At 63.2% G+C, this 18,118-nt stretch carries 22 protein-coding genes; 10 read left to right on the plus strand and 12 right to left on the minus strand.

All coding sequences use genetic code 11. The annotated features are described in order from the left end of the window. Nucleotides 1-53 precede the first annotated feature (53 nt). The 3 genes from K6301_RS06060 (at nucleotide 54) to K6301_RS06070 (ending at nucleotide 2,973) form a co-directional block, all read left to right on the plus strand. Nucleotides 54-1,064 carry a DNA-directed RNA polymerase subunit alpha gene (locus K6301_RS06060; RefSeq protein ID WP_134649060.1) on the plus strand — a complete coding sequence of 337 codons (1,011 nt, stop codon included), beginning with the start codon at nucleotides 54-56 and terminating at the stop codon, nucleotides 1,062-1,064. Nucleotides 1,065-1,203: 139 nt separating this feature from the next. Next, nucleotides 1,204-1,629 (plus strand): 50S ribosomal protein L17, encoded by a 426-nt coding sequence (rplQ, locus tag K6301_RS06065; RefSeq protein ID WP_134649061.1) that lies wholly within the window; start codon nucleotides 1,204-1,206, stop codon nucleotides 1,627-1,629. 141 nt (nucleotides 1,630-1,770) lie between these two features. Next, nucleotides 1,771-2,973 carry a GGDEF domain-containing protein gene (locus K6301_RS06070; protein WP_247219901.1) on the plus strand — a complete coding sequence of 401 codons (1,203 nt, stop codon included), beginning with the start codon at nucleotides 1,771-1,773 and terminating at the stop codon, nucleotides 2,971-2,973. A 15-nt stretch (nucleotides 2,974-2,988) separates the two neighbouring features. Here the strand turns inward: K6301_RS06070 and msrQ are convergent, their stop codons facing one another. Further along, the gene (gene msrQ / locus K6301_RS06075) at nucleotides 2,989-3,645 is read right to left on the minus strand and encodes a protein-methionine-sulfoxide reductase heme-binding subunit MsrQ (RefSeq protein ID WP_247219902.1); all 657 of its coding nucleotides are present in this window, start codon (nucleotides 3,643-3,645) and stop codon (nucleotides 2,989-2,991) included. Beyond that, a complete protein-coding gene (gene msrP / locus K6301_RS06080) occupies nucleotides 3,645-4,586 on the minus strand; it encodes a protein-methionine-sulfoxide reductase catalytic subunit MsrP (protein WP_247219904.1) in 942 nt (313 codons plus the stop codon). The genes msrQ and msrP overlap by 1 nt, the downstream gene beginning before the upstream one ends. 213 nt (nucleotides 4,587-4,799) lie before the next feature. Between msrP and K6301_RS06085 the strand changes: the two genes are divergently transcribed. Beyond that, on the plus strand, nucleotides 4,800-6,188 hold the full coding sequence (locus tag K6301_RS06085) for a DegQ family serine endoprotease (RefSeq protein WP_247220514.1): 1,389 nt from the start codon (nucleotides 4,800-4,802) through the stop codon (nucleotides 6,186-6,188). Next, nucleotides 6,185-7,492, plus strand: a complete 1,308-nt coding sequence (locus K6301_RS06090) for a replication-associated recombination protein A (protein ID WP_247219906.1) — start codon at nucleotides 6,185-6,187, stop codon at nucleotides 7,490-7,492. The genes K6301_RS06085 and K6301_RS06090 overlap by 4 nt, the downstream gene beginning before the upstream one ends. 6 nt (nucleotides 7,493-7,498) lie before the next feature. Here K6301_RS06090 and K6301_RS06095 read toward each other — a convergent pair whose 3' ends face one another. The 6 genes from K6301_RS06095 to K6301_RS06120 form a co-directional block, all read right to left on the minus strand. Further along, nucleotides 7,499-7,813, minus strand: a complete 315-nt coding sequence (locus K6301_RS06095; protein WP_134649066.1) for a DUF1883 domain-containing protein — start codon at nucleotides 7,811-7,813, stop codon at nucleotides 7,499-7,501. A 156-nt stretch (nucleotides 7,814-7,969) separates the two neighbouring features. Then, nucleotides 7,970-8,605 (minus strand): alpha/beta family hydrolase, encoded by a 636-nt coding sequence (locus tag K6301_RS06100; RefSeq protein ID WP_247219908.1) that lies wholly within the window; start codon nucleotides 8,603-8,605, stop codon nucleotides 7,970-7,972. Between the two features lie 13 nt (nucleotides 8,606-8,618). After that, on the minus strand, nucleotides 8,619-8,789 hold the full coding sequence (locus tag K6301_RS06105) for a hypothetical protein (protein ID WP_167719042.1): 171 nt from the start codon (nucleotides 8,787-8,789) through the stop codon (nucleotides 8,619-8,621). A gap of 61 nt (nucleotides 8,790-8,850) precedes the next feature. Next, nucleotides 8,851-9,843: an endonuclease/exonuclease/phosphatase family protein gene (locus K6301_RS06110; protein ID WP_247219910.1), complete on the minus strand. Its 993-nt coding sequence runs from the start codon at nucleotides 9,841-9,843 to the stop codon at nucleotides 8,851-8,853. A 105-nt stretch (nucleotides 9,844-9,948) separates the two neighbouring features. Then, the gene (locus tag K6301_RS06115; RefSeq protein ID WP_247219912.1) at nucleotides 9,949-10,308 is read right to left on the minus strand and encodes a GIY-YIG nuclease family protein; all 360 of its coding nucleotides are present in this window, start codon (nucleotides 10,306-10,308) and stop codon (nucleotides 9,949-9,951) included. A 477-nt stretch (nucleotides 10,309-10,785) separates the two neighbouring features. Next, nucleotides 10,786-11,073 carry a hypothetical protein gene (locus tag K6301_RS06120; RefSeq protein WP_134649070.1) on the minus strand — a complete coding sequence of 96 codons (288 nt, stop codon included), beginning with the start codon at nucleotides 11,071-11,073 and terminating at the stop codon, nucleotides 10,786-10,788. Between the two features lie 207 nt (nucleotides 11,074-11,280). Between K6301_RS06120 and K6301_RS06125 the strand changes: the two genes are divergently transcribed. The 5 genes from K6301_RS06125 to K6301_RS06145 all read left to right on the plus strand — a co-directional run bounded on the left by K6301_RS06125 (nucleotide 11,281) and on the right by K6301_RS06145 (nucleotide 15,620). After that, nucleotides 11,281-11,517, plus strand: a complete 237-nt coding sequence (locus tag K6301_RS06125; protein WP_134649071.1) for an Lrp/AsnC ligand binding domain-containing protein — start codon at nucleotides 11,281-11,283, stop codon at nucleotides 11,515-11,517. A gap of 46 nt (nucleotides 11,518-11,563) precedes the next feature. After that, on the plus strand, nucleotides 11,564-12,556 hold the full coding sequence (locus K6301_RS06130) for an RluA family pseudouridine synthase (RefSeq protein WP_247219914.1): 993 nt from the start codon (nucleotides 11,564-11,566) through the stop codon (nucleotides 12,554-12,556). Continuing rightward, a complete protein-coding gene (locus tag K6301_RS06135) occupies nucleotides 12,556-13,221 on the plus strand; it encodes an HAD-IA family hydrolase (RefSeq protein WP_247219917.1) in 666 nt (221 codons plus the stop codon). Before K6301_RS06130 ends, K6301_RS06135 begins: the two co-directional genes overlap by 1 nt. Continuing rightward, a complete protein-coding gene (locus tag K6301_RS06140; RefSeq protein WP_247219918.1) occupies nucleotides 13,214-13,999 on the plus strand; it encodes an ATP12 family chaperone protein in 786 nt (261 codons plus the stop codon). The genes K6301_RS06135 and K6301_RS06140 overlap by 8 nt, the downstream gene beginning before the upstream one ends. Before the next feature lie 88 nt (nucleotides 14,000-14,087). Next, nucleotides 14,088-15,620 carry an acyl-CoA carboxylase subunit beta gene (locus tag K6301_RS06145; RefSeq protein WP_247219919.1) on the plus strand — a complete coding sequence of 511 codons (1,533 nt, stop codon included), beginning with the start codon at nucleotides 14,088-14,090 and terminating at the stop codon, nucleotides 15,618-15,620. A 54-nt stretch (nucleotides 15,621-15,674) separates the two neighbouring features. Here the strand turns inward: K6301_RS06145 and sugE are convergent, their stop codons facing one another. The 4 genes from sugE to K6301_RS06165 form a co-directional block, all read right to left on the minus strand. Beyond that, nucleotides 15,675-15,989 (minus strand): quaternary ammonium compound efflux SMR transporter SugE, encoded by a 315-nt coding sequence (sugE, locus tag K6301_RS06150; protein WP_134649076.1) that lies wholly within the window; start codon nucleotides 15,987-15,989, stop codon nucleotides 15,675-15,677. 161 nt (nucleotides 15,990-16,150) lie between these two features. Further along, nucleotides 16,151-16,984 (minus strand): S-formylglutathione hydrolase, encoded by an 834-nt coding sequence (fghA, locus tag K6301_RS06155; protein ID WP_247219920.1) that lies wholly within the window; start codon nucleotides 16,982-16,984, stop codon nucleotides 16,151-16,153. A gap of 14 nt (nucleotides 16,985-16,998) precedes the next feature. Next, nucleotides 16,999-17,643, minus strand: coding sequence for a DUF1345 domain-containing protein (locus K6301_RS06160; protein ID WP_247219922.1), 645 nt, complete (start codon nucleotides 17,641-17,643; stop codon nucleotides 16,999-17,001). Further along, nucleotides 17,640-18,113 (minus strand): YaiI/YqxD family protein, encoded by a 474-nt coding sequence (locus K6301_RS06165; RefSeq protein WP_247219924.1) that lies wholly within the window; start codon nucleotides 18,111-18,113, stop codon nucleotides 17,640-17,642. The genes K6301_RS06160 and K6301_RS06165 overlap by 4 nt, the downstream gene beginning before the upstream one ends. Between the last annotated feature and the right edge of the window lie 5 nt (nucleotides 18,114-18,118).

An 18,118-nucleotide genomic window follows, 5' to 3' on the forward strand; every position in this document is an offset into this window, starting at 1 on the left:
TCAGGGCTCGGTCGCCACGATTGGATGGTGGCGGCGAACGGAAGGCAAAACATATGATCCAGAAAAACTGGCAGGAACTGATCAAGCCGAACAAGGTGGAGTTCACCTCCTCCGGCCGCACCAAGGCAAGCCTTGTTGCCGAGCCGCTGGAGCGTGGCTTCGGCCTGACGCTCGGCAACGCGCTGCGGCGCGTGCTCCTGTCGTCGCTGCGCGGTGCGGCTGTTACCGCCGTGCAGATCGACGGCGTCCTGCACGAGTTCTCCTCCATCCCGGGCGTCCGGGAAGATGTGACGGACATCGTGCTCAACATCAAGGAAATCGCCATCAAGATGGATGGCGATGACGCGAAGCGTATGGTCGTGCGCAAGCAGGGTCCGGGCGTCGTGACGGCTGGTGACATCCAGACGGTCGGCGACATCGAGATCCTGAACCCCGAGCATGTCATCTGCACCCTCGACGAGGGCGCGGAGATCCGCATGGAGTTCACGGTCAACAACGGCAAGGGCTATGTCCCGGCTGATCGCAACCGTTCCGAAGACGCACCGATCGGCCTCATACCGGTCGATAGCCTCTACTCGCCGGTCAAGAAAGTGTCCTACAAGGTGGAAAACACCCGCGAAGGCCAGGTTCTCGACTACGACAAGCTGACGATGACCATCGAAACCGACGGTTCCGTCACGGGCGAGGATGCGATCGCGTTCGCGGCTCGCATTCTTCAGGACCAGCTCTCGGTCTTCGTCAACTTCGACGAGCCGCAGAAGGAAGCCGAGGAAGAATCGGTCACGGAACTGGCGTTCAACCCGGCGCTTCTCAAGAAGGTCGACGAACTGGAATTGTCCGTCCGTTCGGCGAACTGCCTGAAGAACGACAACATCGTCTATATCGGCGATCTCATTCAGAAGACCGAAGCCGAGATGCTTCGCACTCCGAATTTTGGTCGCAAGTCGCTCAACGAGATCAAGGAAGTTCTCGCTTCCATGGGCCTGCACCTCGGCATGGAAGTGCCGGCATGGCCGCCCGAGAACATCGAAGATCTCGCCAAGCGCTACGAAGACCAGTACTGAGGCCGCACGCGCCCCTTCGGGGGCGCGCAAGGCTGGCCTCAGCAAGATCAACGCGTATGGACATGGTTTCGCGGAACGCGAGACGGACATGCGCCCCGTCAAACGGCAGGCAACTGCCTGCATGTGAAGGAGAACCGAGATGCGCCACCAGAATTCCGGTCGCAAACTCAACCGTACCGCCAGCCACCGCAAGGCGATGTTCGCCAACATGGCTGCTTCGCTCATCCAGCATGAGCAGATCGTAACCACGCTGCCGAAGGCGAAGGAAATTCGTCCGATCGTCGAGAAGCTCGTCACCCTCGGCAAGCGCGGCGACCTGCACGCTCGCCGTCAGGCGATCTCGCAGATCCGTGACGTCGCCGTCGTTTCGAAGCTGTTCGACGCGATTGCCACCCGTTACGCCAACCGCAACGGCGGCTACCTGCGCATCATGAAGGCCGGCTACCGCCACGGCGACAACGCTCCGCTGGCCGTCATCGAATTCGTCGAGCGCGACGTCGATGCCAAGGGCGCAGCCGACAAGGCCCGCGTTGCTGCCGAAGCTGAAGCTGCCGAAGCCGCATGATCTGAATCGTTCCTCCGGGACGGTCGAAAGCCGGACGCTTGCGCGTCCGGCTTTTTGCGTTTCATCTATTTTTGTGAGCTCGTAGGATTTCGTAAACCATGTCCCTAGGCAGTGTTTTCAGTCCTGCTGGTTAAGGTGCAGATGAAATCCAATCGAGTTCGGGTGATGGACGACAACTTCGCTTTTCTGCTGCCAGTGGTCCTCAGCCTGTTTGGCGTCGCGTTCCTCGTCGTTGCCCGCTACGGCAATCGCGCAGCGCTGTTCTGGGGTGGCGGTTATCTCTGCGCCGCCCTTGGCTTCCTGGCGCCGCTGCTTCTTGCGGTCTTGCCCGCGCCCGTGGTTGCCCTGGTGGCGGAAGCGGTTTTTGTCTGCGCCTTCTTCCTCTACAGCCAGGCGCTCATTTGCCATTTCAATGCACCACGGATCCTGACGCTGCGCGGTGCAATCGCCGTGCTCGGTTATGCCGCGATCGCCGTGGCGGTGCTTGGCGCCGGCAGCCTTCGCTACGAACTGTTCCTGAGCGACATCACCTGCGGCCTTCTGCTGGTCGCGGCCATGGTCTCCATACGCTTCCGGTTGCGTGCTCCCGTGGACAAGGCGCTGTTTGCCGCCTCGGTCTACGTGGTTCTTGAAACACTCGTCCGGACGCTCGTGTTCTTTTATATGGCCGGGACGCCTGCCATCGACGATTTCGTGGGCTCGCCCTATGCCTATGTGATGCAGATCACCTCCACGGTCGGTGCGCTGCTTCTGGCGCTGACGGCGCTCGCCTCCGTCGCGCTGCGTATCCTCGACGGCCACCGGAAGGATGCGGAGGAGGACCCGTTGACCGGCCTGCTCAACCGGCGCGGTTTCGAGCAGTTCATCGGCGAAGGCGGGCGGACGGCAAAGAACGAGGCTGCGATCATCGTGGCCGATATCGACTGGTTCAAGGCGATCAACGATCACTTCGGGCATGCCCCTGGCGATGAGGCGATCCGCGAGGTCGCGCGCCTCCTGCGGGCGGTGTCCTGGCCGGGCCTTGCCGTCGCGCGTTTCGGCGGAGAAGAGTTCATCGCCTACCTGCCGAACTGCCGCCTGCCGGATGCGCATATGCTGGCCAACACCGTCCGCATCGCGCTGGCGGAACGGGACTTGAGCGGCATCGGCATCGACCGGGCGATCACAGCAAGCTTCGGTGTCGCCGTCACGGCGGCGGGCGACCATACGATCCACGATGCGATCAGCCGTGCCGACCGGCTGCTCTATCTGGCCAAGAGCAGCGGCCGCAACCGGGTCGTCAGCAACGCCGCCGAGGGCGCGCAGCCAGCAGCGGGCCCGCGTCTCTTCGTCGTGCGCGACTGAGAAACGGAAGGTTTGTCAGGCTGACCGTTCGCGTCCCGGGAGCGAAGCGCCAGTCCGTCTGCCGCGATTGCGGTTGCGCAGGATCGGGCGCAGCAGCCGGTATAGCAGGAGCAGCGCAACGAGCGTGATGTAGGTCCAGGGCTCCAGACCAACCACCTTCACCGACATGGCAAAGTGCAGGACGCCGGCCGCGGCGATGACATAGACGAGCCTGTGAAGCTTCACCCAGCGTGGTCCGAGCCTGCGGATCGACCAGTTGTTCGACGTCAAGGCCAGCGGAATGAGCATCACGAATGCGGCCATGCCGATGGTGATGAACGGGCGCCGGACGATATCGTCGATGATCGCCGCGAAATTCAGATACTGATCCAGCACCATATAGGTCAGGAAGTGCATCAGCACGTACCAGAAGGCCAGCAGGCCCAGGGCGCGGCGATAGCGGATCCAGTTGATGCCGAACAGGTCACGCAGCGGCGTGATCGCAAGTGTCGCGACCAGGAAGCGCAGCGCCCAGAGGCCGAGCAGGTGCTCGAACTCCTTCACCGGGTTGCCGGGGAGCCCGCCGGTCGCACCGAGCCAGAAACCCCACACCGCAGGCAGAAGGCCGACGGCGTAGAGAAGCCAGATCGAGGCGGCGTGGTATTTGCGCGGCAGTGCAGGAAGGGCGGGCATCAGAAGTTCGCCCGCAGGTCCATGCCGGAATACAGGCCCGCCACCTCTTCCGCATAGCCGTTGAACGGCAGCGTCGGCCGGCGGTTGGCGCCGAAGAAGCCGCCTTCGCCGATGCGGTTTTCGCTCGCCTGGCTCCAGCGCGGATGATCCACCTCGGGATTGACGTTGGCATAGAAGCCGTACTCGTTCGGTGCGGAAATATTCCAGGTGGATGGCGGCTGCTTATCGGTCAGCGTGATCTTGACGATCGACTTGATGCCCTTGAAGCCATATTTCCACGGAACGACGAGCCGGATGGGGGCGCCGTTCTGGTTGGGCAGCGTCTTGCCGTAGACGCCGACGGACAGCAGCGTCAGCGGATTGCGCGCCTCGTCGAGCCGCAGGCCTTCCACATAGGGCCAGGGCAGCGACTGGAAATAGCCCGACTGCCCCGGCATTTCCTCTGGCCGCACCACCGTTTCGAAGGCGACATATTTCGCGTCGCCCAGCGGCTCCACCTTGTCGAGCAACGCCGCGAGCGGAAAGCCCACCCAGGGGATGACCATCGACCAGGCCTCGACGCAGCGCATGCGGTAGACGCGATCCTCAAGCGGCATGGCCAGCAGTTCCTCCAGCCCGAACTCCCTGGGCTTGCCGACGAGGCCATCGACCTTCACGGTCCAGGGCGTGGGCTTGAAATTTGCGGAATTCGCCGCCGGATCGCCCTTGCCGAGACCGAACTCATAGAAGTTGTTGTAGGTCGTCACGTCCTTTTCGGGCGTCAGCTTCTCGTCGACCTTGTAGCGGCTCTCGGACGCCTTCAGCGCCGAGGCGAGTGCCGGCGCAGCGGTTGCCGCCAGCATGCCGCCGGCTGCCGTGGCGATGAAGGCGCGGCGGTTGAGAAAACAGCGCTCGGGCGTGATCTCCGAGGCGGGGATGCGGTGAGGGCGATAGACTGGCATGGGGCTCGATCCGTTGGGGTGTATTCCCTCATCTCTACGTAAAGGAGGATGGCGTTGTTTCAATGGCGGTGATTTTTTCCGCAACCACATTTGCGTGCGCAGCCTGTGAGAGGCCGTGACCGAAATCAAAGGCGCGGTTTGCCTTTTTTCCTGCGAAATCCTATCTGAACGTGACGCGCAAACGAAGGAGACTCGCCCATGTCGAAAGCCAGAATGCTGTTTGCCGCCCCGCTTTTCGTGGCGCTGGCGCTTGTGACGCCCGCCACGGCAGAGGAGCGCACCGTCCCGCAGTCGAGGACGGAGATGCAGCTGTCTTTCGCGCCGCTCGTCAAGAAGGTCGAGAACGCGGTCGTCAACGTCTATGCCGAACGGTCGGTCGAGCGCCGCTCCATCTTCGAGGGCGACCCCTTCTTCGAGGAGTTCTTCGGCCAGCGCATGCCCAACCGCAGTGAAAAGCAGTCCTCACTCGGCTCCGGCGTCATCGTCGGCGCCAACGGCATCGTGGTGACCAACAACCACGTTATCGAAGGCGCGAACGACATCAAGGTCGCACTGGCGGATGGCCGGGAGTTCGAAAGCACGGTCGTCCTGAAAGACGAACGGATCGACCTCGCCGTGCTGAAGATCAAGGGCGATGTCAAATTCTCCACCCTACCGCTCGGCGATAGCGACGCGGTGCAGGTGGGCGATCTGGTGCTGGCCATCGGCAACCCGTTCGGCGTCGGCCAGACCGTGACGAGCGGCATCGTGTCGGCGCTTGCCCGCAACCAGGTGCGCTCCGGCGACTTCGGCTTCTTCATCCAGACGGATGCGGCCATCAATCCCGGCAATTCCGGTGGCGGCCTCGTCAACATGAACGGCGAACTCATCGGCATCAACACCGCCATCTTTTCGCGTGGCGGCGGCTCGAACGGCGTGGGCTTCGCCATTCCGGCCAATCTCGTGAAGACATTCGTGGCAAGCGCCGAACATGGCAATGCCACCTTCGACCGCCCGTTCATCGGCGCGACCTTCGATGCGGTGACATCGGAAGTCGCCGAAGCGCTCGGCCTCGACCGCGCGCGCGGCGCGCTGATTTCGCGCGTGCAGGCGGGCAGCCCGGCGGAAAAGGCCGGCATGAAGCCCGGCCAGGTCGTCACCGCCGTCAACGGCATTGCGGTCGAGCATCCCGATGCCCTGGGTTACCGGCTGACGACGGTCGGTATCGGCGGCACGGCGAAGATCACCGTCATCGCCAATGGCAAGCAGGAGGAACTGACGCTCGCCCTCGACCGCGCACCCGAAACAACCCCGCGCGACGAACGCCTGATCGAAGGCCGCAATCCCTTCTCGGGCGCGGTGGTGGCCAATCTCTCGCCGCGCGTGGCCGACGAGCTGCGCATGCCCACGAACCAGACCACGACAGGCGTCGTCGTCACGCAGGTCAACCGCGGCTCGCCCGCCGCCCGTATCGGCCTCCAGCCGCGCGATATCGTGATTGAGCTGAACGGTGCAGCCGTGACGACAACGGAGACGCTGGAAGCGATGGTCAACGAAAACCCGTCCTTCTGGCGTGTCGAGATCGAACGTGACGGCCAGCGCATTCGTCAGTTCTTCCGATGAGCGACCTCTTCGCTCCGCGTGAACCCGAGGATATGGCGGCAAAACGGCCTCTGGCCGACCGGCTGCGTCCACGCACGCTGGGCGAAGTCTCCGGCCAGGAACACCTGACCGGACCCGACGGTGTGCTTTCGCGCATGATCGAGGCGGGCTCGCTCGGCTCGATGATCTTCTGGGGGCCACCTGGCACCGGCAAGACGACGGTCGCGCGGCTGCTGTCCGGCGAGACGGGGCTCGCCTTCGAGCAGATCTCCGCGATCTTCTCCGGCGTGGCGGATCTCAAGAAGGTCTTCGAAGCGGCGCGGGCGCGCCGCATGGGCGGCCGCCAGACATTGCTCTTCGTCGACGAGATCCACCGCTTTAACCGCGCCCAGCAGGACAGTTTCCTGCCGGTCATGGAAGACGGCACCATCGTGCTCGTCGGCGCGACGACCGAAAACCCCTCTTTCGAGCTGAATGCGGCGCTTCTGTCGCGGGCACGCGTGCTGACCTTCAAGCCCCATGACGAGCAAAGCCTGGAGGAGCTGCTGAAACGCGCGGAGACGGTGGAGGAGAAGCCGCTGCCGCTGGACGATGAGGCGCGCGCCTCGCTCCTGCGCATGGCCGACGGCGATGGCCGCGCCGTGCTGACGTTGGCCGAGGAGGTCTGGCGCGCAGCCCGCCCCGGCGAGACCTTCGGACAGGATGACCTCTTTCGCATCGTGCAGCGCCGCGCGCCCGTCTATGACAAGTCACAGGACGGCCACTACAATCTCATCTCGGCGCTGCACAAGGCCGTGCGCGGCTCGGATCCCGATGCATCGCTCTATTATCTCACCCGCATGCTGGACGCGGGCGAGGATCCGCTGTTCCTGTGCAGACGCATGGTGCGCATGGCTGTCGAGGATATCGGCCTTGCCGATCCGCAGGCGCTTGTCGTGTGCAATGCCGCTAAGGACGCCTACGACTTCCTGGGCTCGCCGGAGGGCGAACTGGCGCTGGCGCAGGCCTGCGTCTATCTTGCGACCGCGCCGAAGTCCAATGCCGTCTATACCGCGTACAAATCGGCCACGCGCGCGGCGAAGGAGAACGGTTCGCTGCTGCCGCCCAAGCACATCCTCAACGCGCCGACCAAGCTCATGAAGGGCGAGGGCTATAGCGAGGGTTACCTCTACGATCATGACCAGCCGGATGCGTTTTCCGGCCAGGATTATTTCCCGGAGAAGATGGGCCGCAGAACCTTCTATGATCCGCCGGAGCGCGGTTTCGAGCGCGAGCTGCGCAAGCGGCTGGAATGGTGGGCGAAGCTGCGCCGCGAGCGCAGCTAGGGAGCGTTACGCGGCGTTGAAGCGCTGCGCCGGCTTCTCCGGACCCTTCGGCACGATCTTGATCGAGGATTGCGCTTTGCCCGGATGTCCTTCCATATCCACCACGACGTGCCAGTGGCCGCTCTGCGGGATCTTCAGCCGGATTGGCGACTGCTTGGCCACGCCGCCGAGGAACTTGTGCTGACGCGCGTTCTTGAAGAGATCGAAATTGCCGTGGGTCATCAGGCGCACATTGGCGATGGACGACAGCGTGATTTCGATGACCGTGCCGGAGCGCTGCATGTCGAGGTCGTAGTGCGTGTAAGGAAAGCTGTGCGTCATGGCTTGCCCGGCGTCGTGTGATACGGCGGCATGATGGCACGGCCCGGTTAATGTTCCCTTTGTCGAAAATGGATCGTGTTTCAACATCTTGCAAGGACAAGCGGATTCAATTCGTCAAACCGTTGAATCGATCCCTCAGCTTTGCTTGACGGTCTGTCAGAGCGTTGTCGTCCACGCCTTCACCGTGCTCGCCATCGTCGCGAGATGGTCGGCGGCGGAGAAGCCGGAAATGGACTTGCGCGGCTTCAGGTCGTGATCGCCGTCTTCGAGCCAGAGCAGGCGGATGCGTTCGGGCAGGCCATAGGTAGCCACCTCTTCCTTCGTGCCGAAGGGATCGCGCGTGCCCTGGCAGATGAGCGCGGGTGTCTGCAGCGTCATCAGGTGGGCGGTGCGCAGTTGCGTCGGTTTCTCCGGCGGGTGGAACGGGTAGCCGAGACAGAGCAGGCCGGAGACGCTTCCGGCGGCGTGGAGGTCGTCCGCCACCATGCTGGCGACACGCCCGCCCATCGACTTGCCGCCGATGACCAGCGGACCCGTTGCGCCGAGCGCGGAAACGGCCGCACGGAATTCCGGGTTCAGCGTCTCCGCCTTGGGTGGCGGACGGCGGCCGCCATCCGTGCGCCGCGCCGCCATGTAGGAGAATTCGAACCGCGCGACACGCAGGCCTTGCGCCGCCAGCGCCTCTGCGGCGGCGTTCATGGCCGGCGAGTCCATCGGGGCGCCGCTGCCATGGGCCAGAAGCAGCGTCACCGGCGCGTTATCAGGGCCGGTGAAGAGAAAGCGGCCGGTCACGCTGCGGCTCCGCTCACTTGGCGTGATCCTTCACATCGCCCGGCGCGATGGGGTCGCTGGCCGGAAAGGTCTCTTCCAGCGCTTCTTCCAGATAATCGTCCTGCTCGGCCTTCGGGCTCTTTTCCTTCTGCCGGGCACGTTCCTGTTCGAGCGAGGCTTTCGGGCTGTCCTTCCTGGTCGTCATCGTCGTCTCCTCGTTGCGGGTACACATGCAAGATAGCGTGTTTTTCCGGCGTGGCGAGGTCTCAGCTTTGCGGTAGGGTCAGTTCGACGATGACCGGACGGTGGTTCGAGCCGAAGGCTGGGCCCACACGATGGTCGCGCAGGAAGATGTCAGGCGAAACGGCAATATGGTCGATTGTGGAGCCGATATAGGCGAGCGCCTCGAGCTTCATGGTGAAGCGCGTGACCGGTTGCAGCCATCCGACCGCCGTCGAGGCGAGGCCCGATTGCTGGAGGAAGGTGCGGAAGAAGGGCGACCATGTCGGCGTATTCCAGTCGCCGGCAACGATCACCGGCGCCCGTTCGAGATCGCCTTTCACGGCATCAGCGGCCGCCGAGAGATAAGCGTTGCGATCGCGCCACTGCCAGAGCCGCCGTGGCGTTTCGGGGTGGAGGGCGTAAAGGAAAAGCGGCTTTCCCGCGAGGTCGAGCTCCAGCCGCAACGGCTGCTTGTAGGCCTGAGGCTCGGTGACTGCGCGCTTCAGTTCCGTTTCGGCGCGAATGGGCAGGGTCGAATAGACTTTGAGCGCGTCCCGCAGCATCGTCTCCGTGCTGCTTTCATAGGGATAGAGGTCGGATGACGAGAGGAGCCGTTCCCAAGCCGGACTGGTCTCCTCAAGCACGACGATGTCAGGCCGTTCCTGTTTCAATAGGGCGAGGAAGGCGGTACGATCCTTGATGTTGTCACCGAAGATATTCGCGGTCATCACCTTGATGCCGCCTTGCGCGGACGAGGGGCGCGCCGTCGGCACGTCGGCGGCCGGCAGGAGCGCGACGGTAAGGCCGATGGCCGCCATGGTGATGGCCTTGATGCGGCGGGTCAGGAAGGCCGCGACGGTCAGCAGCACGCCGACGGCGACGACGTAGGGCCAGGCGAAGGTGACGAGGTCCACCAGCCAGAAGCGATCGGCAGCAAGCACAACGGTGCTGACGGCGAAAAGATAGGCAATGACGCCCGGCAGGACGAAAACACGGTAGGCGAGGGCGATCGCTCCCTTGCGCGGTGCTGTGGGCATCAGCGGTTCCTTCTGCATCACGGGAGTAGCCGTAAAGGCGATTCCCGTAACGGGACGTTCGCATGTAGCCCGTGCAATCCCGCACCGCAATGACAACCTGGCCGGCTACCGCTTCGCCAGGCTTTCAGAGATGTCGTTCCAGCCGGGATTGGATGCCTCGATGAAACCGATCTTCCTCTGGCGCGACCATTTCCGCATCTCCTTAAGACGGTTCATGACGCTTTCCTTACTGTCATGCCATTCGCACCACACCAGTACCTTGGCGTGCTTGCCGGTAGAGCTGTTTCTCGCCCTGTTTACATGCGGCGCCAGCGTACTGTCCGCCTGCAACAGCAGCCGATCAGCAGGACCTGACGCAAGTATGTAAACGTACCACGTGTCTGCTTCGCTGGGACCGGCATCATGAGGCTCCAATGACGATGCCCTTCCCTCCGCGAAACCCGCTGTGAAGGCTTGCTGTTTCATGGCAAACCTTTCTCGAAGCACGTTGAGGTCTGCGCGAGCTTCGCTTTCGTCGAACGGCGCGCTGTGTTGCTCGTCAGTGATTACTGGCGCTTTTGCTTTGCTGTGAGCAAGAGCGTTTTCACGGCACGCCCGCTCTGTAATGAATGAGGCGATCGATCGACCGATAAAATCATTATGCCGATCGCGAAGCTCCCAATGCCAGCCCAATTTTGTGAACTGGAACGTCCATCCCCCATCTTTTAAGTTCTGTTTCTTACCCCTTATAACATCTCCCCCCGAGTCATCTTTCCCGTTAAGGTAGTGTATGATTGTCTTTCGCTATACGCAAGCGGGCAGAGACGTTCGGTTTTTAAGCGAGATCAAACACAGCGGTGGGAAGCGGTCCCAAATTTTTACATGTCTTGTTTGCTCCTCGCAAAAAAGAAAGCCCCCGGAAACGGGGGCGAGGTGTTGGGGACGGCTGTTGTCGGGGAGGGATTAGTCGACGTCGGGCGGGATTTCCCGACCGTTCTCGTCATATTGGCGCTGCGCTTCGGCGACCGTGACCTGGGGGCGTAGTTGCGGCGCCGTGAGGAGGGCGAGCGCAAGCGCAGGCGGCTGGATGACGTTGAGGACGGCGACCACGCGCGCATCGCCGCGCACCTTCGCATCTTCGCTCCAGTGATGGATGCGTTCCTCGAAGAGCGTATGGCTCCGCGTGGTGGTCTTCGCGCCGAGCGCGGCATAGGCGGCGGTTGCCGGAGAGACTGTCACGATCTGGGTCATGGCATTTCAACGGTTGATCGGATGGCAGACCCTATCAGTCGAGAATTTCGCTGCGGTGAATTGTGATGGTTGTATTTTCATCGAATTTTAACGGATGCCGTCGTCTTCCCGTGGTCTTGCCTTTGCGGTGGCAATTCCGCCATAAGGAATGCGGAATGCCGCCGGGATCGCGCGGCTCAAGCATGCCGCCGATGGCGGGGAGGACCAATGAAGCCGATTTTCGTGCAACTGCAATGCGCTCCGGGCAAGACCTATGAAGTGGCGGATGCGCTTTACGCGACCGAGCTCATCTCGGAGCTCTATTCGACGAGCGGCGAGTTCGATCTGCTGCTCAAGATCTATGTCGAAAGCGAAGAGGATATCGGCAAGTTCATCAACGATCATGTGGCGTCCATTCCCGGCATCGTGCGTTCCCTGACGACACTGACCTTCCGCGCCTTCTAATTCCTTCGTTCTTGCGCTATGAGCGGCGCAACGAAAGAAGGCTGACATGGCAGGCATCGAACACAAGCAGGTGGAGAACGACGAGGCGGGCATGCGCCTCGACCGATGGTTCAAGGTCCACTATCCGGGGCTCGGCTTCGGTCCGCTCCAGAAATTGCTGCGCTCCGGGCAGGTGCGCATCGATGGCGGGCGCGCGAAAAGCGATACGCGCGTGCAGCCCGGACAGATGATCCGCATTCCGCCCATGGATGTCGATCCGAAGGCCGTGAAGTCCGGGCCGATTGCCGGGCGCGACCTCAAGCATTCCCCGGACGGCGAACTCCTGTCGCGCATGCTGCTGCACGAGGACGACAAGGTGTTCGTGCTCAACAAGCCCGCCGGCATCGCCGTACAGGGCGGCTCGGGCGTCACGCGCCATATCGACCAGATGCTGGAAGCCTGGACGAGCCAGAAGGGCGAGAAGCCGCGTCTCGTGCACCGCCTCGACCGCGACACGTCGGGCGTTCTCGTCATCGCCCGCACGCGCGGTGCCGCGCAGAAGCTCACGGCCGCCTTTCGCGAGCGCGACACCAAGAAGACCTACTGGTCGCTGGTCAAGGGCGTGCCGAAGAAGCGAGAGGACAAGATTTCCACCTGGCTCGTCAAGGAGCAGACGCCGGATGGCGATCGCATGCGCATCGCCAAGCATGGCGAGGATGGCGCAGACCACGCCGTCTCCTTCTACCGCGTCGTCGAGCAGGCGGGGCAGAACTTCGCGTGGCTGGAGATGGAGCCCTATACCGGCCGCACGCACCAGCTGCGCGTCCACGCTCTGCACATCGGCCACCCCATCCTCGGCGATCCCAAGTATTTCGATGCGGATGTGAACTGGAATTTCCCGGGCGGGGTGCAGAACCGGCTGCATCTGCATGCGCGTCACATCGACATACCCCACCCCAATGGCGGGCGCCTGCGTGTGACGGCGCCTCTGCCGCCGCACATGGTGCAGACGTGGAACCTCTTCGGCTTCGACCAGAATACGGCGGATGAGGAAGAGTGATGCGGCTCGTTCTTTTCGATTGCGACGGAACGCTGGTGGACAGCGTCAAGCTGATCCATGAGGTCATGGCCCGCACCTTCGTCGATTTCGGTTATGCCCGGCCCGATATGGCCGAGACCAAGGCGATCATCGGGCTTACCCTCGACATCGCGATTGCCCGCATGCTGGGCAAGCCGCATGTAGATGACGAAGCGCTGGCAATGACGGCGCATTACAAGGCCATCTTTACCGGCGTGCGCGCCGAACCGGGCTTCCAGGAGCCGCTTTTCGATGGCATCGCGCCGATGATGGCGCGGCTGGAGCGGGAAGACGAGCTCATCCTCGGTGCGGTCACCGGAAAGTCCCGCCGCGGCCTCGATCTCATTCGCGCCTCGCACGGCTTCGACAAGACGTTCTTCGTATCCCGCACCGCCGACGACTGCCCTTCCAAGCCGCATCCGGCCATGGTCACGGAATGCTGCAGCGAGGCGGGTATCGATGCGGACCGTACCGTCGTGATCGGCGACGCCGTCTATGACATGCAGATGGCCAAGGCGGCCGGCGCCAAGGCCATCGGCGTTTCCTGGGGATATGCGAGTGTTCCCGAACTGGTCGATGCGGGCGCGGATCACATCCTGCGCACGCCGGCCGACCTCCTCGAATGGCTGGAGATTTCCGATGCGTGATATCCGAAGCGATCTTTCCGACGCGATGAGCGATCCCGATCCGGTGCGCCGCGCGCAAATCCAGATGAAGCGGCCACTGCCGAAGCGGTTCTATAAGGACGTGACGACCGAGCAGGCGGAGGAGGGATTCCGCATCCTCCTCGACGGCCGGCCGGTGCGCACGCCGGGCAAGAACATCCTGGCGGTGCCGTCCCAGGCGATTGCCGATCGCCTGCGCGACGAGTGGGACGGGCAGGGCGAGGAGATCGATCCCGCGAAGATGCCGGTCACCCGCCTCGTCAACACGGCCATCGACGGCGTCACCGCCAATTTCGATGCGGTGGCCGACGAGATTGTGCGGTTCGCCGGCACCGACATGCTGTGCTACCGCGCCGATTCGCCCGAGGGCCTCGTCAACCGCCAGCGCGACGGCTGGGATCCGATCCTGCGCTGGGCGGCCGATGCCAAGGGCGCCCGGTTCATCCTCGTCGAAGGGGTGATGCACCAGGAGCAGCCGGCACCGGCGATCGATGCTTTTGCCGCAGCGCTTTCCGCCCACACCGATCCGCTCGCGCTGGCCTGCCTGCACACGGTCACGACGCTGACCGGCTCGGCGCTGCTGGCGCTGGCGCTCGCGGAAGGCGTTATCGATGCCGAGACGGCCTGGTCTCTCGCCCATGTGGACGAGGACTGGCAGATCGAGCATTGGGGCACCGACGAGGAAGCCTTCCGGCGCCGGGAATTGCGGCGCGAGGAGATGGATGTCGCCGCCTCCGTCCTCGCCGGCATTCCGCGCTGACCTAAGACCATCGACCTAGGGCGAATCCTCTTCAAGCCCCCGTTTCCCCATGCTAAGCCGTTGTCTGAACGGGAGGAACCGAGGGATCATGAAGGAAATTCTCCACGAGCTCGAAGTCCGGCGCGAGCGCGCCCGCATGGGTGGCGGCCAGGCGCGCATCGATGCGCAGCACAAGCGCGGCAAGCTGACGGCGCGCGAGCGCATCGATGTCTTCCTTGACGAGGGCTCGTTCGAGGAGTTCGACATGTTTGTCGAACACCGGTCCACCGATTTCGGCATGGAGAAGACGAAGATCGCCGGCGACGGCGTCGTCACCGGCTGGGGCACGGTCAATGGCCGCACCGTCTTCGTCTTCGCCAAGGATTTCACGGTCTTCGGCGGTTCGCTTTCCGAGACCCATGCCCAGAAGATCATGAAGGTCCAGGACATGGCGCTCAAGAACCGGGCGCCGATCGTCGGGCTTTACGATGCCGGCGGTGCGCGTATCCAGGAGGGTGTGGCGGCGCTGGGCGGTTATGCCGAGGTCTTCCAGCGCAACGTGCTCGCGTCCGGCGTCATTCCGCAGATTTCCGTCATCATGGGGCCGTGCGCCGGCGGCGACGTCTATTCTCCTGCCATGACCGATTTCATCTTCATGGTGCGCGACACGTCCTACATGTTCGTGACGGGTCCTGACGTCGTGAAGACCGTGACGAACGAGACCGTGACGGCGGAGGAACTGGGCGGCGCCTCCGTGCACACCACGAAATCCTCGATTGCCGACGGCGCCTATGACAACGATGTCGATGCGCTTCTGCAGGTTCGTCGCCTGGTCGATTTCCTGCCCCAGTCCAACACGTCGCCCGTGCCGGAGATCGAATGCTTCCAGTCGGTGGAGGAGATCGACGCCTCGCTCGACACGCTTGTGCCGGCCAATGCCAACAAGCCCTATGACATCAAGGAATTGATCCTCAAGACCGTCGACGAGGGCGACTTCTTCGAGATCCAGGAGAGTTTTGCCCGCAACATCGTCTGCGGCTTCGGCCGCATCGAGGGCGCGACGGTCGGCTTCGTCGCCAACCAGCCGATGGTGCTGGCGGGCGTTCTCAATTCGGATGCCAGCCGCAAGGCCGCGCGTTTCGTGCGCTTCTGCGACTGCTTCAACATCCCCGTCGTGACCTTCGTGGATGTTCCGGGCTTCCTGCCGGGCACGGCGCAGGAATATGGCGGCCTCATCAAGCACGGCGCCAAGCTGCTCTTCGCCTTTGCGGAGGCGACGGTGCCGAAGGTGACGCTCATCACGCGCAAGGCCTATGGCGGCGCCTATGACGTTATGGCCTCGAAGCACCTGCGCGGCGACATCAATTATGCCTGGCCGACGGCGCAGATCGCGGTGATGGGAGCGAAGGGCGCGGTGGAGATCATCTTCCGCAAGGATATCGCCGATCCCGAGAAGATCGCCGAGCACACGAAGATGTACGAGGACCGGTTTCTCTCACCTTTCGTGGCGGCCGAGCGCGGCTATATCGACGAGGTGATCATGCCGCACTCGACGCGCAAGCGTATTGCCCGCGCGCTCCGCCTGTTGCGCAACAAGGATCTGGAAAATCCCTGGAAGAAGCACGACAACATCCCGCTGTAAGGGAACGTCCGACAGCGGTGCCGGGAGCTTCGCCCCCGGCCGTGCTGACGGCGTCTACGCGACGAATTTCAGGCCGAGAATGCCGGTGACGATGAGGGCGATGCAGCCGATCCGCATGGCGGTGGCCGGCTCGGCGAACAGGACGATGCCGAGAATGACCGTCCCGACGGTGCCGATGCCGGTCCAGATCGCATAGGCCGTGCCCATGGGCAGCGTCTTCACGGCAAGGCCGAGAAGCACGATGCTGACCAGCATGGAACCGGCGGTGAGAACGGTCGGCACGAGCTTGGTGAAACCATCGGTATATTTGAGCCCGACGGCCCAGCCGATTTCGAAGAGACCTGCAAGGGTGAGGAGAATCCAGGGCATTTTGCCTACTCCGTTTGAAAGGAGCGAGGCCGTCCCCGCGATCGTGACCGGATTGCCCGGCGGTAGCCGTCTACCGGGTGGGAATATCGCGCATTGGCAGGCCGATCGCAAGAGCGGGGACGGCATGTCAGCCATGCGCCCCCGCCATGGAAACCGTTGCGTCAGCCGAGGCGTTCGGCGTGCCACTTCAGATGGTCGTCCATGAAAGTCGAGATGAAGTAGTAGGAGTGGTCGTAGCGCTCGTGCATGCGCAGCGTGAGCTTGATGTCCGTATCCTTGATCGCCTCCTCGAACAGCCAGGGGCGAAGGCCATTGTCGAGAAAGCCATCCGCCTTGCCCTGATCGATGAGGAATTCGGGGAAGCGTGCGCCATCGGCCACCAGCGCGCAGGCATCGTATTCGCGCCAGGCGGCCTTATCGGGGCCGAGATACTTTTCGAAGGCGGGTGCGGACCAGTCGGCCGTCGAAGGCTCCACGATGGGGGCGAAGGCGGAGCAGCTCTTGAACCGGTCTGGATGCTTGAGCGCGATGGTCATGGCGCCGTGTCCGCCCATCGAGTGGCCGAAAATGCCCTGGCGATCCATGTCCATGCGGAAATGCTGGCTGAGGAAATTCGGCAGCTCTTCCGTGACATAGCTGTACATCTGGTAGTTTTCCGCCCAGGGCGCCTCCGTGGCGTCGAGATAGAAGCCGGCACCCTTGCCCATTTGCCAGTTGGTGATTTCGTCGGGCACGTCATTGCCGCGCGGGCTGGTATCGGGGCAGACGACGATCAGGCCAAGCTCGGCCGCCATGCGGCGATATTCGCCCTTCTCCATGACATTGGCATGGGTGCAGGTGAGGCCGGAGAGATACCACAGCACCGGACGCGGCTCCTTGATGGCCTGCGGCGGCACGAAGACGGCGAAGGTCATCTCGGTCTTGCAGGCCTCGGAATCGTGGGCGAACACGCCCTGCATGCCGCCGAAGGCGGTGTTCTGGGATAGCACTTTCATGGAAGCTCCGGATGTCAGGTGGCGAGCGACACGGCCGCGTTCACCGCGGCTGCGACCAGCACCGTGTTGAAGAAGAAGGAGGCGATGGCGTGCAACAGGTTGACCTTGCGCATCGCCGTCGAGGTGATCGCGACGTCGGATGTCTGCGCCGTCATGCCGATCACGACGGCAAAATACAGGAAGTCGAACACCCCCGGCTTCGTATCGCCGGGAAAGGAGAGGCCGCGATCCGTCTCCGCCTGGGACGGCCGCCAATAGACATGGGCGTAATGCAATGCGGCCATGGTGTGGATGGTAAACCAGCCGAGCGCGACCGAGGCGAAGGCGAGGGTGAGCTCGAGGCCGGTGGCACCCTTCTGATTGAGCACGACGAACAGCGAGCCGATCGAAATGGCGGCGGCGGCGAAGGTGACGGCGAAGATGATCCAGACCGGTTCGTCGGCGTCGGTGGCATGATGCTCGAGATAGGCCGCGGTCAGATAGGGCAGGCGAATGACCGTCATCACCAGGTAGCAGGAGAAGAACACGACGGCGGCGATCTCGACTGCGAAATCCGGCTTGAGCCAGATCGCCGGCACGCCGCAGACGATGGCGGCGCCGATACCCGCATAGAAGGGCACGTGCCGGCCGTAGATCCTGTGCTCCGGTACCTTCGTCATGATCCCACCTTCGCATTCTTCGCCCGGCGGCAAAGCCGGTCCAGGGTTTCCAGGAAGGCGGAACGGTCGCGCGGCGAGAAGGCGGCATTGTAGCCCTTGCTTTCACCCGTCTCGCGCAGATGCGCGCCGAGATCGCGCATCGCGCTCGCCATGCCGATATTCGTCTGGTCGAACAGCCGTCCGGTCGGGCCGGTCACATGCGCGCCTTTCGCGACGGTGCGCCCGGCAAGCGGCACGTCGGCGGTGATGACGATATCGCCTTCGCGCACGTTGTCGACGATCCAGTTGTCGGCCGCGTCGAAGGCCCCGGAGACGATGACGTTGCGGATCATCGGGTCACGCGACGGCCGCAGCCCCGAATTGGCGACGAAGGTCACCGGCAGGCCATGCCGCTCGGCAACCTTCAGCACTTCCGGCTTTACCGGGCAGGCATCCGCATCGACAAAGATGGTAGGCTGGTTTTCGCTCATACGAT

This window comes from Shinella oryzae (assembly GCF_023038235.1).
Lineage (GTDB): Bacteria > Pseudomonadota > Alphaproteobacteria > Rhizobiales > Rhizobiaceae > Shinella > Shinella sumterensis.

Excerpts from the sequence above, each read along its gene's own strand:
- K6301_RS06090 (WP_247219906.1), top strand. The coding sequence starts at position 6,185 with ATGAGCGACCTCTTCGCTCCGCGTGAACCCGAGGATATGGCGGCAAAA.
- K6301_RS06095 (WP_134649066.1), bottom strand. The coding sequence starts at position 7,813 with ATGACGCACAGCTTTCCTTACACGCACTACGACCTCGACATGCAGCGC.
- K6301_RS06060 (WP_134649060.1), top strand. The coding sequence starts at position 54 with ATGATCCAGAAAAACTGGCAGGAACTGATCAAGCCGAACAAGGTGGAG.
- K6301_RS06135 (WP_247219917.1), top strand. The coding sequence starts at position 12,556 with ATGCGGCTCGTTCTTTTCGATTGCGACGGAACGCTGGTGGACAGCGTC.
- msrP (WP_247219904.1), bottom strand. The coding sequence starts at position 4,586 with ATGCCAGTCTATCGCCCTCACCGCATCCCCGCCTCGGAGATCACGCCC.
- K6301_RS06145 (WP_247219919.1), top strand. The coding sequence starts at position 14,088 with ATGAAGGAAATTCTCCACGAGCTCGAAGTCCGGCGCGAGCGCGCCCGC.
- K6301_RS06120 (WP_134649070.1), bottom strand. The coding sequence starts at position 11,073 with ATGACCCAGATCGTGACAGTCTCTCCGGCAACCGCCGCCTATGCCGCG.
- K6301_RS06110 (WP_247219910.1), bottom strand. The coding sequence starts at position 9,843 with ATGCCCACAGCACCGCGCAAGGGAGCGATCGCCCTCGCCTACCGTGTT.
- K6301_RS06140 (WP_247219918.1), top strand. The coding sequence starts at position 13,214 with ATGCGTGATATCCGAAGCGATCTTTCCGACGCGATGAGCGATCCCGAT.
- msrQ (WP_247219902.1), bottom strand. The coding sequence starts at position 3,645 with ATGCCCGCCCTTCCTGCACTGCCGCGCAAATACCACGCCGCCTCGATC.
- fghA (WP_247219920.1), bottom strand. The coding sequence starts at position 16,984 with ATGAAAGTGCTATCCCAGAACACCGCCTTCGGCGGCATGCAGGGCGTG.
- K6301_RS06125 (WP_134649071.1), top strand. The coding sequence starts at position 11,281 with ATGAAGCCGATTTTCGTGCAACTGCAATGCGCTCCGGGCAAGACCTAT.
- K6301_RS06130 (WP_247219914.1), top strand. The coding sequence starts at position 11,564 with ATGGCAGGCATCGAACACAAGCAGGTGGAGAACGACGAGGCGGGCATG.
- sugE (WP_134649076.1), bottom strand. The coding sequence starts at position 15,989 with ATGCCCTGGATTCTCCTCACCCTTGCAGGTCTCTTCGAAATCGGCTGG.
- K6301_RS06160 (WP_247219922.1), bottom strand. The coding sequence starts at position 17,643 with ATGACGAAGGTACCGGAGCACAGGATCTACGGCCGGCACGTGCCCTTC.
- K6301_RS06105 (WP_167719042.1), bottom strand. The coding sequence starts at position 8,789 with ATGACGACCAGGAAGGACAGCCCGAAAGCCTCGCTCGAACAGGAACGT.
- K6301_RS06085 (WP_247220514.1), top strand. The coding sequence starts at position 4,800 with ATGCTGTTTGCCGCCCCGCTTTTCGTGGCGCTGGCGCTTGTGACGCCC.
- rplQ (WP_134649061.1), top strand. The coding sequence starts at position 1,204 with ATGCGCCACCAGAATTCCGGTCGCAAACTCAACCGTACCGCCAGCCAC.
- K6301_RS06070 (WP_247219901.1), top strand. The coding sequence starts at position 1,771 with ATGAAATCCAATCGAGTTCGGGTGATGGACGACAACTTCGCTTTTCTG.
- K6301_RS06165 (WP_247219924.1), bottom strand. The coding sequence starts at position 18,113 with ATGAGCGAAAACCAGCCTACCATCTTTGTCGATGCGGATGCCTGCCCG.
- K6301_RS06115 (WP_247219912.1), bottom strand. The coding sequence starts at position 10,308 with ATGAAACAGCAAGCCTTCACAGCGGGTTTCGCGGAGGGAAGGGCATCG.